This window comes from Paenibacillus sp. SZ31, assembly GCF_012912005.1.
In the GTDB taxonomy this organism is placed as follows: Bacteria; Bacillota; Bacilli; order Paenibacillales; family Paenibacillaceae; genus Paenibacillus.
The window spans coordinates 1-15,398 of sequence record NZ_JABBEA010000006.1; the positions used below are offsets into that span (position 1 = coordinate 1).

At 37.6% G+C, this 15,398-nt stretch carries 12 protein-coding genes and 2 pseudogenes; 3 read left to right on the forward strand and 11 right to left on the reverse strand.

Annotated elements, in window-relative coordinates; all coding sequences use genetic code 11:
• Nucleotides 1-516 precede the first annotated feature (516 nt).
• Nucleotides 517-1,737 carry a TraB/GumN family protein gene (locus HF638_RS13740; RefSeq protein ID WP_169480709.1) on the reverse strand — a complete coding sequence of 407 codons (1,221 nt, stop codon included), beginning with the start codon at nucleotides 1,735-1,737 and terminating at the stop codon, nucleotides 517-519.
• A 352-nt stretch (nucleotides 1,738-2,089) separates the two neighbouring features.
• On the opposite strand from HF638_RS13740, the pseudogene HF638_RS29015 reads away from it, so the two are divergent.
• Nucleotides 2,090-2,206 (forward strand): annotated as a pseudogene (locus HF638_RS29015) (formylglycine-generating enzyme family protein); the annotation flags it as partial.
• Nucleotides 2,207-2,574: 368 nt separating this feature from the next.
• Here the strand turns inward: HF638_RS29015 and HF638_RS13745 are convergent.
• Nucleotides 2,575-3,147 (reverse strand): Pycsar system effector family protein, encoded by a 573-nt coding sequence (locus HF638_RS13745; RefSeq protein WP_169480710.1) that lies wholly within the window; start codon nucleotides 3,145-3,147, stop codon nucleotides 2,575-2,577.
• A 101-nt stretch (nucleotides 3,148-3,248) separates the two neighbouring features.
• On the opposite strand from HF638_RS13745, the gene HF638_RS13750 reads away from it, so the two are divergent.
• Entirely contained in the window at nucleotides 3,249-3,980 is a 732-nt protein-coding gene (locus tag HF638_RS13750; RefSeq protein WP_169480711.1) for an adenylate/guanylate cyclase domain-containing protein, read from the forward strand.
• 148 nt (nucleotides 3,981-4,128) lie between these two features.
• On the opposite strand, the gene HF638_RS13755 is transcribed toward HF638_RS13750, so the two are convergent.
• The 7 genes and pseudogenes from HF638_RS13755 to HF638_RS13780 form a co-directional block, all read right to left on the reverse strand.
• Complete coding sequence (locus tag HF638_RS13755) at nucleotides 4,129-5,838, reverse strand: TniQ family protein (RefSeq protein WP_169480712.1); 1,710 nt, start codon at nucleotides 5,836-5,838, stop codon at nucleotides 4,129-4,131.
• Between the two features lie 49 nt (nucleotides 5,839-5,887).
• Nucleotides 5,888-6,904: a TniB family NTP-binding protein gene (locus HF638_RS13760; protein WP_169480713.1), complete on the reverse strand. Its 1,017-nt coding sequence runs from the start codon at nucleotides 6,902-6,904 to the stop codon at nucleotides 5,888-5,890.
• Nucleotides 6,904-8,988, reverse strand: coding sequence for a Mu transposase C-terminal domain-containing protein (locus tag HF638_RS28900; protein WP_169480714.1), 2,085 nt, complete (start codon nucleotides 8,986-8,988; stop codon nucleotides 6,904-6,906). The genes HF638_RS13760 and HF638_RS28900 overlap by 1 nt, the downstream gene beginning before the upstream one ends.
• A gap of 5 nt (nucleotides 8,989-8,993) precedes the next feature.
• Complete coding sequence (locus HF638_RS13770) at nucleotides 8,994-9,632, reverse strand: TnsA endonuclease N-terminal domain-containing protein (protein WP_169480715.1); 639 nt, start codon at nucleotides 9,630-9,632, stop codon at nucleotides 8,994-8,996.
• 12 nt (nucleotides 9,633-9,644) lie between these two features.
• Nucleotides 9,645-10,862 (reverse strand): hypothetical protein, encoded by a 1,218-nt coding sequence (locus HF638_RS13775; RefSeq protein WP_248278140.1) that lies wholly within the window; start codon nucleotides 10,860-10,862, stop codon nucleotides 9,645-9,647.
• Nucleotides 10,863-10,991: 129 nt separating this feature from the next.
• Nucleotides 10,992-11,396, reverse strand: a pseudogene (locus HF638_RS29020) (TniQ family protein); the annotation flags it as partial.
• Nucleotides 11,397-11,416: 20 nt separating this feature from the next.
• Complete coding sequence (locus HF638_RS13780; RefSeq protein ID WP_169480717.1) at nucleotides 11,417-12,406, reverse strand: DGQHR domain-containing protein; 990 nt, start codon at nucleotides 12,404-12,406, stop codon at nucleotides 11,417-11,419.
• Nucleotides 12,407-12,540: 134 nt separating this feature from the next.
• Between HF638_RS13780 and HF638_RS13785 the strand changes: the two genes are divergently transcribed.
• Nucleotides 12,541-12,885: a helix-turn-helix domain-containing protein gene (locus HF638_RS13785; RefSeq protein ID WP_169480718.1), complete on the forward strand. Its 345-nt coding sequence runs from the start codon at nucleotides 12,541-12,543 to the stop codon at nucleotides 12,883-12,885.
• Nucleotides 12,886-12,962: 77 nt separating this feature from the next.
• On the opposite strand, the gene HF638_RS13790 is transcribed toward HF638_RS13785, so the two are convergent.
• Both HF638_RS13790 and HF638_RS13795 read right to left on the reverse strand, forming a co-directional pair.
• The gene (locus HF638_RS13790) at nucleotides 12,963-13,142 is read right to left on the reverse strand and encodes a hypothetical protein (RefSeq protein ID WP_169480719.1); all 180 of its coding nucleotides are present in this window, start codon (nucleotides 13,140-13,142) and stop codon (nucleotides 12,963-12,965) included.
• Nucleotides 13,143-13,188: 46 nt separating this feature from the next.
• Entirely contained in the window at nucleotides 13,189-14,913 is a 1,725-nt protein-coding gene (locus HF638_RS13795) for an AAA family ATPase (protein WP_169480720.1), read from the reverse strand.
• Nucleotides 14,914-15,398: the final 485 nt, after the last annotated feature.

Below are 15,398 nucleotides of genomic sequence, written 5' to 3' on the forward strand. Positions count from 1 at the left end.
GCTCATTTTGAATCTGACGAGATTAAAAATCTCATTTGTGCTCCAGTCGATTCAAGCCAAGGCTTGTCTCAAACTTTCGCGTTCATTCTGCAAGCAGAATGTTCACTCACTCGTTGTTCAGTTTTCAAAGATCAAACTTGTTTCGCTACCGAACATCGTTCTCTTCAGCAACTCTTATATATTATCATGTCCGAACCAACTTTGCAAGCTCTTTTTTTAAGTTTCTTTCGAAGCTTATTTCATTCGCTTGCCGCACCGTGTAAACTGTGTTTTCTTGGCCGGATAAATAATATACCACGCAGAACAAGCACTTGTAAAGAGTTAATTATTAAAAATATTATATCCACATTTTAACTTCATCAAAGACCTTAAATCTAGGATGATATCTTAGTTTTAATTGTAGTATCCTTTAGCTTAATCATCTCTACTTAATCTGTCTTTCTTCTATATATAGAAGATAACCCTCTCAACTCTCATAATCGAGACAAAAGGGTTACCTTCTAAAGTAATCTATATTTATTTACGTTCTACTTTATATCCTTTATCCTCAAGCAGTTTCACGATGCCTTGATCGCCCAAGTAGTGTGCCGCGCCAACAACAATGAAATATTCCTCGCCTTTGCCGTTTTTCAGGTAGCCATCGATTTTATCTGCCATACCGATATTACGATCAACCAGCATTGCTTTGTTATATTCCGCGTTAGTGGAGAAGCTGTTTGTCAGTTCAAGCAGTTGCTCGTCATTACCCGTTTTCCACATCTCCGCCGTTTCATTCACACTGCTATCTAGTACGTCAAAGTTATCTATTGTTCCTTTTAACATTTCTTCTTGCAACTCTTTAGAAAAGTCATTAAACATACCGAGTTGAGACTCATAGGATTCTAGCCCAATGACTGGCAATTTCCGCTCAATAGCTTTCTGTATGAAATACATATCCACGCCGGATGACATTTCATATCCAGACGTCGTAGATTGCAATGTTACAAGCGCACTTTGTACCGCCCAAGGCTTAAATGCATCAAAAGCTTTCGGCTCTAAACCACTTTTCTTCAAAAGCTCGCCCAGACTGGTATACGTCTCACTGGAAATATGGTCTTTCAGTGTAGTTCCATCCTGATACATACTTAGATCCAGGATCAATTTTTGCGTGGCTTCATCGGCTGCATTACTAATATCAATCTCTACGCCAAGATAATCCGCTTCAGCAAATGCCTCTTCAAACTCCGGACGAAGCGGGTAGAAGCTTTCATCAGCAATATGCATTGAACCTACCAGATAGATCGTATTCCCATTGCTTTCAACTTCCCACATGAAGCCACGTCCACCAGTTTGAGCAGTTTCGGATGCTCCACCTTTAGATACCAATAGTACTGTACGCGTTGTAGCATCCCAGCGGACTTCATAACCTGCTCCATCACCAACAATGCGGATTGGCGCATACGTTACACCATCAATGCGTGTTAACTTGCTTTTAAGTGTAATCGTTTTGCCATCCACCACAGCTGTGATCGTATCATCTTTAGCAGTGGTCAGCTTTACATCCATAGCATCCAACGTCGTGCGCAATGGAACAAGTGTTGTGCCTTTATCTAAGATAGGTGCTCCTGTGGCATATTTCACAGCCTGATCGTTGACCTTGACCGAAGTCTCCTGCGAAGCAGCCATTGCCGGAACGGCAGTTCCAAGCAGGCCTAACGAGATTGTAAGGGATAAGAGCATTCGTTTCCAATTCTTCATATTATGTATTCTCCTTTGGTGAATTACTTTGCCTATCCATTTTAATAGAATAGACATACTTAGATTCTACGAACAAAAGTGGGAAATGGTCCCAAAAATTATTATATCATAATAATTTGTTTGTACTTTGAAAATTTATTAGAAGAACCTACAAATTTCCTGTTTAACTCGATTCAAAAGTGAGGAGACGTCCTCGACCACTGCATAGCCCGACATTTCAACGATGAGTATCACTTGTACAATAAGTATGGCCAAGAACGTATGTGTATGATATCTTGACCTTTTCACACCCAGTTATTACGAAATCACTGGAACGTGAAACTCTTTGTTCACGGGAGTATCCATCATTGTTTCAATGCGCGACAACTCCTACTTCTGCAATCGGTACCGCGTAGCCGCTAGAACCGGAAATACGGACAATTCATCCGAAAACTGCGGTTTTGTAGTCATTGTTGCGAGATGGATTTAAATGCATGAAGAAAAGCCCGTTGTCAAACAAGGGCTTTTCATTTGTATTTATGCTGTGAACATAGTAGTTCTTCACATCATTTTTTTTTGTGTGCTGTCATAATTAGTGAGACAGTTTTAGAGAAAAGGCCTATTGTAAGGCCTTTTCTTTCTGTGTATTTTCATAATCAATGAGACACATTTTAGAATACGTATCTAACCTGTGCTGTATTTTCACAATTAGTGAGACTATCTGCTAATCCACTTTTGTATATTTATGCATTAGTGCTAGTACTGTGTTTTATTTAACATATCACCACAAAAGCTGTACATAGCAAGTCCTCTCTCTTCGGAACATGACAACGAGCTCTAAAGTCGTCATTGCATATATTATGGTTTCACGATCGGAATGAAGGAAATAAACTTATAAATCACCAGAAAGACTAATCCCAACTTCAATAATGTTATTCCATGGTTATACACTCTAAATTTCGTAGTGGTAATAAAGGAGTTTACATAAATTTGTGTGTTCATATCATTCCTTAGCTGTTCCACCTTCACTTCATTTAAATCATCCACATATTCTTTGTATTTTCTATCCGCAATCCCTCCCCAAAACAGCAGAGATTTTTTTTCCAGGCCCCGTTGTCTAATCTTCTTTTGATCCACCTTTCCTCGAAGTGTGTTGAGGAAAGCCCAGAGCGCCAAGGTAATACATACAATAGCAAGAAAAAAAATTAAAATGTGGACAAGTCCTATTAAGGATTGAGTCTCCTTGTAATCGAAGTGATAGTACAGGTAGTCTACTGTTTTCTCTATAGATTCATTGGATAGAACAAAACCTAGAATAACTCCTGTAATACTTAACAGAAAGGATGCCTTGGCGTCCACGTTCCCAATCCAAAAAGAAGTACGCTCTAAGATCCCACCAATTAGTGCTTTTTTTTCATGCTCATCTTCCATATATAGATCTCCAGTCTCCCACTTAACAATATATAGTATTATTTTCATTTAGTTATGTTAGAATTAATTATACAATAACTTATCATTCAAGGAGTGACTTTATGGAATCTAATTATAAAGCATTTAACTTTGAAAAAAGCCGTGAACGTCTCGATGACATTCTAAATTCTACAAGTTCTTTTGAGGAGAAAGATACGATCCCCTCACGTGATCAACTTACTTACACTAACGGATACTACGTTAATTGTAGTTCTTTGTTCATTGATCTAAGGGACTCTTCCAAATTACCTGAGAGGCATCAATCTAAGGTATTAGCAAAAATATATAGAAGCTACATAAGCGAAGCTGTTGCAATTATAAATGGGGAAATTAACTGTAAAGAAATTAATATTGTTGGAGATTGTGTATCAGCCATTTTCGAATCTCAGTATAAGTACCAGATAGATGGGGTATTCTCAACTATTGCCAGACTAAAAAGTCTTATTGATGTTTTGAATTACAAATTAGAAAAAAAGGGATATTCCACGATAAAAGCCGGGATTGGTGCTTCCTATGGAAGGGTCCTTATGATTAAAGCTGGATATAGTGGATCAACAATAAATGATGTCGTTTATATGGGTGAAGCTGTAAATAAAGCTTCTAAGATGTGTTCTAAAGCCAGTAAAGAAATATCGTCCCCTATTGTAGTGACATCTGTTTTTTTTAATAATCTTAATGCGGATAACCAAAAAATGCTCACTCACAAATATTTAGACGATTTATACCACGGCAGTGTAGTTAATATTGAAATGAACAACTGGTTAGATGAGCAGCGTAAAAAAGATGAAGAATGAAAGAAAAAGGATTCTAGTAACTCTTGGAATTCTTGGTTGTAGCCCTACTCTTTCAAATAATACAGAAGTAGGTAACCATTCGCTGGTTACCTACTTTTTCGTTCTTGGTAGACTAATAGCTAGATTAGCACGAGGTAATCAATTCATGCTATTCCATTTCATTAAGCCTGATACTCTGGAGGAAGGAATTTAACTCCGCAGTTCTACGGAGAACATACAACTCATCACTATGCTTGTTCTCATTAACCGGCACAATGCCTATAGATTTCAATGTTCTTAGTAATTTTTCACTCGATTTAAACGGATTATCAGGAGCTCGCACAATGTGAATCGCTAGGATATATTCTTCCTTAAACTTGTTATATTCTTGAATAGCAATAAGTTTTACTTTGGATTCTTCAAGCTCACTTTCACCGAGTAATCCCCGGTAAATCCAATGATACACACCTTGTTTCTTAATCTGTAGATCCAATGCAATGTCTTCTATGCGTATATATGCCCCATTTAATTGTTTCTGTACATTCTCATAGTCAAAAAATAGAATATCCAGACCTTTTAATGTAGAAGAGTCACGTCTTTCATAGGGTTGTATTTTATCCTGCAGGATCAAAAGTAGGAAGCTAGGTAGATCACACTTAAACTGATAGGCTTTATAGAGTGCTTCTCTAAAGGTTAACAAACCTGTTCGTTCAGAAACAATACTTTTACTTCGTAGATTGTTGAGCAACTTATAAGCCTCATGTTTCTCAAATATATACTTGCAACTATCGGATTTTCTCACTAAAGCTTGGGTATCATTTTGGAGAATACCTTTAGCTACCATCACTGGGATCTGATTCGGATAGACATTTAATATCTCAGCCACCTCTATCCGATTCACCTCCCCTATATCGACGTGCTTTCGAACAACTCGTTTACGAGCTGTAAATCGAGCTGAGAATCCAACTTTTAAATAACATTCAGTATAATAGTGAATAGCTTGCTCAAAAACTTCATATCCATGTATATCTGTTATAGGATCAATGAACTTCTCTTTAATAGAATTTTTAGCGTAGTTCTTTTGTTTTCGCATCCGAACTTCATCAATAAGGGAATAAAAGTTATTTGGCCAGTTTTGGAAAGACTCAAAAGCTTTTTCACCGTTCTCATACTGATTACCAGCATAAATACGTTGAGAAGTATCACTATGCATCTTCCCTTCTGACTTCACCCACCTCACACTAAAAAGCAATAAGTAGTACATCTGTTCAAAAGTCAATTTATCCAAGAAAAAGTTAGATTGCGGGTTATTTTCAATCGGATTTAACAACCGCCGTACTAAGTAAGAGGACAGGGCTCCATCTTTACAGAGTAGTTTGGATTTTTCGTATTGAAAGCCACATTGACACGTATATAAATCTATTTTCAAAACATTTAATGCTTTACCACAAGCCTGGCACTCATCAATTAAGAGGCATCCATGCTTAGGGCAAGATACCACTAAAGACATTTCCCACTCTAGGCGATGATAGGGTTCTTCACTTATACATATTGGGCAAATTTTAGGCCGATGCGCGCTTGAACCAAACTGCTTTAATTGTACCTTAACCTTATCTTCTAGGCGTGCGTAGTTAGGGGACATCCGATATCCTAAGATCATGTTACGCAGGACACGCTCCTCCTGTCCTAACATTTGACCTGGCAAATTCCAATCAACTGTTTCTGTTGGGAAATGAAGATTAATGGTTTTGTTATGTATCATCCAATACATCGATTTGTATAGCCACACCGTTTCCATATAGCCATTAAGCTGAGCACAGCGATGAATATACCCTCGTAAACTTTCATTCACATATGGATTAGGTTGTATAAGTAACATTATAAGGACTCCTTTGCACTTGGAGTGGATAACTTTGATTTGGTATACGTTATTTTCTCCGTTTGCGTTTACCCTCTACAGGTTCGTGTTCTTTAACCCAACGTTTTTTTTCTTGTGATAACTCTTCTTCTAAATTGAATTGCTTGATATTAAATGGATTAGTACGGAATGGACGTGAAACTTGTTTGAGTCGGCTTAGTGCTTCTTGAAAATGAACTTCGGTAATCTTATCTTCTCCATCTTTCAGAGCAATCTCAGTTCCCAGTTCAAGCAACTTCATAATATAAAACGGAACGCCGAGTGAAATATAATACAGTTTATCTGCAATCCGTACATCCGACAGATGAGATCGATCTGGAAAGGGTAAGCCACTTTCAATTTTGTTTAGAAATGCCCGAAATAGGAGTTGTTCCTCTGGAGTCGTATAGTGGAACGGCTCTATAGCTAATTTTGAAGCATATCTTCGATCTAATTGTTCTTCCTTTTCGAAAATATGAATGGAACTGGGCATCCCACATAAAACAATAGGGATTCCACTCTCTTCAGAGAAAGTTTTAACCCAATTGGCTGCTGTTGCGAGTACATGTTCTGTATCTGAATCAATTAAATGCTGAAACTCATCCAAGATAATCATCTTTATTTCGAGTTCTTCTATAAAATGATGTATTCGACTAGTTAGTTGAATCTCTGTTCCTTGACTGTAAAACGGATCGCCAATTTTGTGCAAAATCTTTGATGCTAACGATTTCGGTGTAGCTTTAGGGGGGACTTTCATATGAAGAACAGGAATTCTTTTATATTTTTTTTGAGAATCATTGACTTGTTCGATGGGGTAACGATCCGTAAATTCTCTTGTAACTGTGCTTTTGCCCACACCCGTTGGCCCATAGATGAAAAGCTGATCCGGATTCACACTTCCCTCAGCATGATATATGATATCTTCCAAAAGTTCGAGAGTTTCATTGTACTGGGGATAATGAATGATCATACTTTTGACATGTTCTTTTCTCCATTTTATATCTTGTCTCGTCGCCGGTATTCCACCAAGACGTTTATATTCAGCCATTATCTTAACTTCCTTTCTATTGTCCATGAAGCATTTATTTGCTCAAAATCAACCTTATCCAGTGCTTCCTCTTCTATGATCTTGGCAGCAGATATATCCTCTGTAATTTGAGCCAATACATTTGACGGGTGTTCCGCTATCTGATCCGCTTCTTCTTGATTCACTAGAACTACGTTTGCATCATGAGGGATAGAATCGGCCTTGTTCCCCACGCCAAATATAGCACTGAATTCCTTGGAGCTCTCTACGTCTTCTCTTCTTCTTTTACGCTTCGTCTGCTTGTATTCCTGATTTCCTTCTTGGACAATGGCCTCAAGTGAGGTTAGTGCATCTGTAACATGTTCTTGATTTTGAAGGAACTCGTTTGCGTCCCGATTGTTCATATAACACAACTGTGCAAGATGTTCTTCATGTATCGGATAATTGAAATCAACATGGTGCCTCATTAACCTGGAGTTCAATTTTAAATAGGCTAGAACATATCGTTTATTTTTCTCGTCGTATACATAAATATGTCTCATGTCCATTCCGTATCGTACACGAACTTTCTTATTACCTCCTGTGTTTTGAATCATTAATCGAAGTTCGTTTAATGGTTCACTATTATAAAACTGACCCTGAAGTTCAATTCCTTTTGGCCCTATAATCCGATAGGTTGAACTTGAAGCAAACAACAATTCAATGTACTCTTTCTGTTGTGGTAGTTGACGTCGGATTTTAGAGTCTTTAAGCGCCTCATTCCACAAATCCTCTGGTATACCACCTACGCCACGATTATATTTGTTAGCAACTAAATCTACGATCACTATATGAATCATTTCATGCAGCTTATTGATGTCTACACATGCTTTTTTCTTTGAATTATAATGACCCTTTTCTTGGAAATTGGAGAAAGTGGTCCCTCTGTAGGCATGAAAAACGCGATTTATTTTCCCAAGCGCATTTTCAACAGTGCCCTTCTGATGACCTGATGCTTTTTCGTTAAATAGCAACCCGATTCCGATGGCCCCACAAACTTCACTAACTTCCTCACAATCATTTACAGAGGCATTGTCCATAATAATCGTTTGTGGTTTTCCGTACCCTGACCACTCCTTTTGGACTCGAGGATATAATTCTTTTATATTCGTTTTCGGTGTCATAATTTGAAGTAAAAGTTGTTTCCAATCTCCTGCACTGGGTTGTTCTTTGAAAATAACAATATAGCCTAAGGGCATATCTGTATATTTATCAACGGCGTACATCACAATAGGCCGGTATGTCTCATCTGTATCAAAGTTAACAATAATGTAGTCAAGCGGAGTCCAATCCAGTTCTACATATTGAAGAGGCCGTTCCGCTATGAACGAACTACGGACACCGTTCTGAGCTAAGTCGGCATGCGCAATACCCATAATTTGAATTTGTCTAGGTCGAGGATCATGCATTTCCTTATATAGCCTGCGAAACGTGGATTCGGAAAGTATGGATAGTTGTTGTTTTTCTTCGCGAAAAGTATTGTGGCGCTTAACTTCCTTTCCGTACAAAAGCCACTTATCTCTAGTAGTCTGTATTTCAGCCTTTTTATCTAACTCTTCAATAAAATCTCGTAAGAACCCCATATTTTCGGTATCAATATGGCGACCTTTAGGACCCATTGCAGCTGGAAGCAGCGATAGTTTATTTTCTTGTCGGCTATATTTCTTGATCCAACGATAAACTGTCGATCTATATAGTTTAGTTTGAGAAGAAGGTAATAAGGCAGTCGGATAGTTATCAACGTACTCCTTAACATTCTGGACACGTCCTTCAATAATTGGTTGAATGATAGCGTACTTTCGATCCATGTCCAGCTTCTCAAGGGGCGTATGATTTTCCATATCCCATTTAGCTGTTTCATCGGAATCATCCTCAACGTAAAATCTCAGTTTCTTCGTCTCATCGTCTGTATAAAAGGACTCATGAAGTTCCTTTAGGGTAATTCGTTCTGTCATACGATAGTTTTTGTTAAATACTTCAAACGTTTTATCATCTACAATCGACTTGATTTCAAACTCCGTGTTACCTATCTTAAATTGAGTGCCACAATCTAGTGTAATAAACACATTTGTCACTCCTTATATTCGATTTGGGAAAGATCCGTGATCGGGTTAGAGATTAAGTCACTATGAACTTCTTGAAAATAAATCAACTGATAAATCGCACTGTAATACTGTTCCTCAGTTAACTCTTCACAAAGCACTCGGAGTTCAGCAATTGTAGTTATGTTTACCTTCTCTAATTGAGACAAAACGAAGTCTAGTACATGTGGAGGTATATCTTCCGTTCCCAAACCACGTAACAAAGATAAATTAGGCTGCAAATATCCTGGGCGAATGTCATCTTCTGTAATGGTGATATACGTCCAGTCCCTTTCTTCACAGTAGGCTCGGCCAGCTAGATACTTTATGGGATTATTTTTTTCAAATACAAATCGGTTTGGTTTCACTTCAACAACAAACACCTGATTATCATACGTAATGATCTTAAAGTCTGGGTAATGTTCTCTAATTTCCCCATCGTACATGTACGTGATTTTTATATTTTGAGCAAAGATCAATTGCACATCTAAATCATAATCAGCGAGTCTAATATAATCCCTCTCCAAAAAACTTTCCCACGGGATCATCTCACCTGTTTTTAAAAATGGCTCTTTACCACGGTACCCTTTAGTTTTCGGCTTAATCTTTCGAACGGGTCGATTGAACATCTTCCGTCCTCCCTATTTCTCATTTCCACAATGATATGATTGATTATTATGGACTCGAACAGCCTCGGATATAAAAAATGTCACATCAGGTGATATTTTTATTAAATATGATTGCCTTACATTTAAATGCGCATATACTTCCTTTATCATTAGTGTTTTGCCTTGATGATCAGAGAGTAACCTCTTGATCTGGATATATAGTTCAGAGGTTCTTGCTTGATGTACTTCAGAGACCTGCTTCCGCTTAGCTTCAAGGTACAGATCGTACCCTTCTTTCCAGGATCTTAGCGTTGCAACTGAAATATGAATACGTGATGCTAGATTCTGTAGTGTAATGCTTTCATTTCGCATTTTTATTTGTTCAACGGCATCCTTTAATTCTTTACGTTTAAGAGTGAAGTTCAATCGAGGGCCCAGAGACTTTTTCAGGTTATGTTTTAATCTTAGAATGGTAATATGGTATCTATACATCAGATAGTGACTTTCCGACTTCCAGCATGACCACGACTTGATATGGTTTAAAGTCATATGCTCTAGCACCGCTTGTTGGAATCGGTTCAGCAATGTTTGATCAACGAACGAGTCAACGGTTGAAATAATTCTAGTCCTAAAAAAAGCGATATGTTTGAGAGACCCCCTCCAATGTTCAGGTGTCAGCTGTCTCCACTCTTCCTGAAACGTGTTAAACGCTTCAATATATCCATCCTTTTCTTTTTGCTGCCCTTGTTCATCAAAATAGTAAATACATCCGCATTGTGGACAAAATGAATACTTTCGTCTTACTCGGTTATTCTTCAGTTTTTTATACGATGTTCCGGTATCACATAATTGATCTTTACATGGGTCAAAGATACACCAAGGAGCTATACAAGTAGCCCCCTGGTCAATTGCAATTACATCTTTGGATTCTATATAGTTTGACCAATGTAGTGGTAGTTCATTGGATAGGAATGATGAAATATCTGTAGTAGTTTGAGAGAGGAAATTTAACAATGTCGAGATATGGACACTTCGTTTTCTCGTGTGAGTTCCACGAATTTGTTGTAATAATTCTTGATAATCCATTTTCAATTGATTACAAGCATCACGCAGAGAGAGATGAGGAGATTGTTGATGAATGACGTGCATTATTTTTTGGGCTACATTCTCTGGAGAATAAGATGCATCACTACATTGCAAGAGGTACCCCCATTGACGTTCTAACCATTGTTGCTCAGGAATATTGATCACGACCTGCTCTTTATTCCTGGGTAACGTCCCTAAAAAGATGCCACATAGTGGACAACAGTTCCCAGCCAGGAGCGTACTCCATGGAAGCGAGGAGTGGCACTTTAGACAAGTATGCCTCAAATAACATTGATGTTTTAGGCATATATCCAGTCCCACAATTCCCCATTGCAAACGTAAATAGTTCGCCTCATCGAGACAATGAGGACAATAACAAAACTCTTTTCGAATTAATCCTCTCAATATCCGTGAATGAGATTCCTTTTTACTATGCACAAATTTAGATATTGCATAATAGAAGGTTAATGTATAGATCTCCTCCTTATCTAGCTCAGTCCGTTTAGATAGATAACTGATATTCAAAATAAGGCTGGGATATTGATCAATGAGATAGATCCTGTCTGTACGTAACGTATAATCTGGACTAGATGCATCTTTAAGTAACGGGATTAAGGATACCCCATTCGCGTAAGCCAATCGACTCAAAAAACTAGAAAGTGATTCGTCTGAATAGGGCTTCAAGCGTATCAGATACATTTCAGTTCCCCCAACCTTAATTACTTTTTGACGAATATGTCAGCAATTAAATCTTGTGCGAGAATTCGAGAACCACTGATTCCTTTCAAATACTTTAAAGGACCTTCTGCAGCCCATACGGTATTCTTCATTTTCCGGACGCTTTTCTCTATAAAAGAATAGTCTGCTTTTCCTTTTTGCTTCGTAACAAATTCCTTCAGAATCTCAGATCCTGTAATCGCTAGTGCATGAAGACAAACAATGTGAGTGATACGGTATTCTTTATAGTTGAGCCACTCCATATTGAATTGCTCTTTGATGTAGTTAAAATAGATGAGGCTTAGATTCAGCTTTTCATCTTTACTTAAATTCGAGACTGGTTCAGCCTTTGTCAACAATTCAATCACTTTGTACAAATTCTGAAGAGTGACATGCCGGCCCACACTTCGCTTTCCCGTCACTGTACCAATAAAATGGAATGGACTATCTCCACGAGTAATGAGCTGGGTAGAAATCCAACTCAATTCGTCCGAATTACGGTGTAGATATTTACTCAGTGAAGTGCCAATTCCTTTAGCTTTGGAGTTAATGACGTCAAACAAGATGATTTCTTCATCCTCATCTAAATAATGAAAGGCCAAAAAGGGAACAACGATTTCTGAATTGGTGTCCTGCGTATATCGTTTAATCCCACCCACACGATGCTGACCATCCATTAAAGAGGCTCTGTCTTTACAAAGCAATCTTCCGACATGTGGTCTTGTTTTGTCATAAGCGACAAACTCCCAATGCGATTCACCATTTAATATAATTGGAGTAAAGAGCGCATCATCTCCTTTGGAGAGATAGGATGCAAAATCATTACATCGTTTACTATCTACTGGGCGTTGATAACCTTTGCCTGATGGATGATCATATGGTTTTACATATGTCATTTGTAACACTGAAGCCGCGGATACATTGCCTAAGTAGGTCACCTTTCCACGCATTTTAGATTGCAGCACATTCTCAATTACTTGTTGTTGGCTCATAGTTGTATTCTCCTTATAATCATATGCTAATCTCATTTTAGGATATTTAACTCCTAATTACAATTGGAATTAAGTAGTTAAATATTCTTCATTCCAGGTCATATCTTACCTACTCTTATATAGAGGTGGCATGAATGTCCAATATATATTTAAGAGTCGGAAAAAGAATCCGCTTATACCGAAAAGCGAGAAAGCTAACTCAAGAAGAATTAGGAGAACAACTTCGAATAGATCAGTCTTACTTAGGGAGAATTGAACGCGGGGAAGTCAATATTACGATAGAGACTCTGGATAAAATTGCAATTTCACTCGGTATTGTACCGTCTCAATTACTTGAGGATGAGAAGCGAGATGCGATGAATAAATCTAAAACAGATCTGTTGGAGAAGATCGATACCACCTTATTATCTTTATCCAGTAAAGAACTTGAAGTGGTTCATCGTTTAATTAAAGATGCCCTCCTATTGAAAGAAATGTAATACGTCCTACATTAAAAAAAGCACTTTTGGAATTTGTACGATACAACATTCCAAAAGTGCTTTTTGTTTTATGGACGTTAAAGATTATCCGATAAATCCAGTACTCTTTTACATACATCACATCTGACTTGCGTCACCAGCCCAAGGCTAGTGGGGATAAAAATATACTCAAATTTAGCACCCGTTGCATCCATTGCAACACATGAATCCCATGCTCTGATGAAATTCATCATTTCGTCCGTAATTTCAAAATTCACTAGACACCTTCCTTCTTACTACGCTATATTACAAAGTTTTCCGTTTCTAATGATCTCTTTCCCACCACTGCATAATCGCTTTAACGAACGGAAAGTCCAATGCTTCCTCAGGGGTTATGACCTCCGCCATTTTTATGGCTAAGTTGATTTTATTTGTAATCCAAGGTGAGAGGTCCATAAAGGGATCATCCCCAACTCCGTCCTCAGATGAGTTGAGAACGTTCAACAAAGCATGCACAGGATACATGTTTTCAATTGTACGATAATCCGTTGAAATATAACATTCTACTCCATGTTTATGACACTCTTGTTGGTACTCGATTTTTTTCTTCGTCAGGTTCCCACCTGAACTTAACGGTTTGACTAGATCACTATCTAGAATAACCATGGCTTTCGGATGTATTTTAGTCAGGTCCGATGGTGAAATACTGTATATATTTTCTCCACCCATGGGTATAATCACGAGTCCTTCTTGTTCTATATCCACTTCACACTTTTTCAAGAGTAAGGGCAACAATGTACTTTCCGTTGTTCCTTCTACAAAAATAAACCCTTTAGATGAAATTGTATCTGGCAAATATGCGCCAATTGCTTGAAATACAGTCGATTTGTCATTAGGCTCGATTGCTCTAGCAATAGTTTCTGATCCATCATGTTGAATAAGATATAACCGATCTTTGTCCTTTAGATTTTTCATAATAAATGGGGAATGCGTTGAAACAATCCATTGAATTTCAAAGTCTTCGGAGAGTTCTCTTAGTAATTTTAGAAACCGTACTTGTAGTTTGGGATGCATACCAGTCTCAGGCTCATCAATGAAACCGATCGTTTGATGATCTGAACCAGACAATAGGCGTCCAGCTAAATATACAGCACTAACTACACCAGATCCACTACGAGTCAAAGGTTGAGTTTTCGAAACTCCGTTCACTTTCCACTCAATGAAAACATCATGATGGTCCATTCCTTCTGGAATATTGGTTGATATTGAAATAACCTCAGGGAACAACACTTTCACATAACGCAACAGTCTGTTGTATAGCCCTTTCCGCATCATCTCCTCTGTTTTAATCTTTTTAACAAACCCTACAAGTTCTGAAACATTATATCCTAAATAAAATTCGTCTTTTGATGATTCCTTTTCTTGATGCTGTGGAATATAGTTTCGATGTGGCGAAATAAAGAAACAGCCGTGATTAAACACTTTTCCTTTACTTATGTTCATCAAGAGCAAATCACACAAATTTGACAAATCTCCAACTTCATCAGTAGTGAGCATATGTTGTTTTAGTATGAGGTTATACCTATTTTTTACAGAGGGATCAAAAACAAAGTGACCTGCTGTCCCAAAAAAATCTTCTTTAAAATTGATAACTTCATATAGCATTTCTATACTTTCTTCAAACAAGAGCATCAAGATTTCCAGAAACTCTGGGTCTCTTTTCTTCCAGATTACGTTATGATTAAACTGATTCTTTATTTGACTTTTTAACTCAGTGGAAAGAGTGCTTAAAACAGAAGTGTAGCTTTGATCAGCAATTTCCCCGTTACTTTTTTGGTGTTTGCTACCTGCAGGATGCAAGTTCTCTTCTAAGAATTCATCATGACTGGTTCTAAGAGCTCTCATAGCTCCATAAAGCCCCAATAAAATTGCTGTTTTTCCAGAATCATTCTCTCCTGAAAGCACAGTAATTCTCCCTAAATCAAGTTCAACTCCTGGATCTCCTCCGATGGATCTCCAATGTTTTATCTTCACTTTGTGAATAGTCATCCAAGGAAGCCCCCTACCACTCGAAATAAAAAATGAGTTAATGATTCGCTTATACTTACTCCACAACAGGTATAGCTCTCCATATAAGAGGGCTATACCTGATTACTGGGTAACATTAGTTGATTCTATCTGATTTATCGACTTCTATTCATAATTTGTGTAGGCGTATAACTCAAATGCAAAGTTGTACTTCCTTTTCTCCTTTTAATTTATTTATTTCTTACTATTAGCCATCCATAGACCACAATACCGAGAACATATCTCATTTCATCTTATATTAAATGAATCAAAGGAGCACTCCGATAAAATCTTTATAGAGGAGTGATTTAATGAATAGACATTCTGTATCTGATCAAAAATTAAAACATCAGATCTACAAAATTTGTTTCGAGGAACTAACTCTACAAAATAAACTTTTTAATCAGCGCGCCCGTAGATTTGAGGTAGTATTTGTATTATCATTTTCGTTACTCATGGTACAACTG

Excerpts from the sequence above, each read along its gene's own strand:
- HF638_RS13740 (WP_169480709.1), bottom strand. The coding sequence starts at position 1,737 with ATGAAGAATTGGAAACGAATGCTCTTATCCCTTACAATCTCGTTAGGC.
- HF638_RS13745 (WP_169480710.1), bottom strand. The coding sequence starts at position 3,147 with ATGGAAGATGAGCATGAAAAAAAAGCACTAATTGGTGGGATCTTAGAG.
- HF638_RS13750 (WP_169480711.1), top strand. The coding sequence starts at position 3,249 with ATGGAATCTAATTATAAAGCATTTAACTTTGAAAAAAGCCGTGAACGT.
- HF638_RS13755 (WP_169480712.1), bottom strand. The coding sequence starts at position 5,838 with ATGTTACTTATACAACCTAATCCATATGTGAATGAAAGTTTACGAGGG.
- HF638_RS13760 (WP_169480713.1), bottom strand. The coding sequence starts at position 6,904 with ATGGCTGAATATAAACGTCTTGGTGGAATACCGGCGACGAGACAAGAT.
- HF638_RS13770 (WP_169480715.1), bottom strand. The coding sequence starts at position 9,632 with ATGTTCAATCGACCCGTTCGAAAGATTAAGCCGAAAACTAAAGGGTAC.
- HF638_RS13780 (WP_169480717.1), bottom strand. The coding sequence starts at position 12,406 with ATGAGCCAACAACAAGTAATTGAGAATGTGCTGCAATCTAAAATGCGT.
- HF638_RS13785 (WP_169480718.1), top strand. The coding sequence starts at position 12,541 with ATGTCCAATATATATTTAAGAGTCGGAAAAAGAATCCGCTTATACCGA.
- HF638_RS13795 (WP_169480720.1), bottom strand. The coding sequence starts at position 14,913 with ATGACTATTCACAAAGTGAAGATAAAACATTGGAGATCCATCGGAGGA.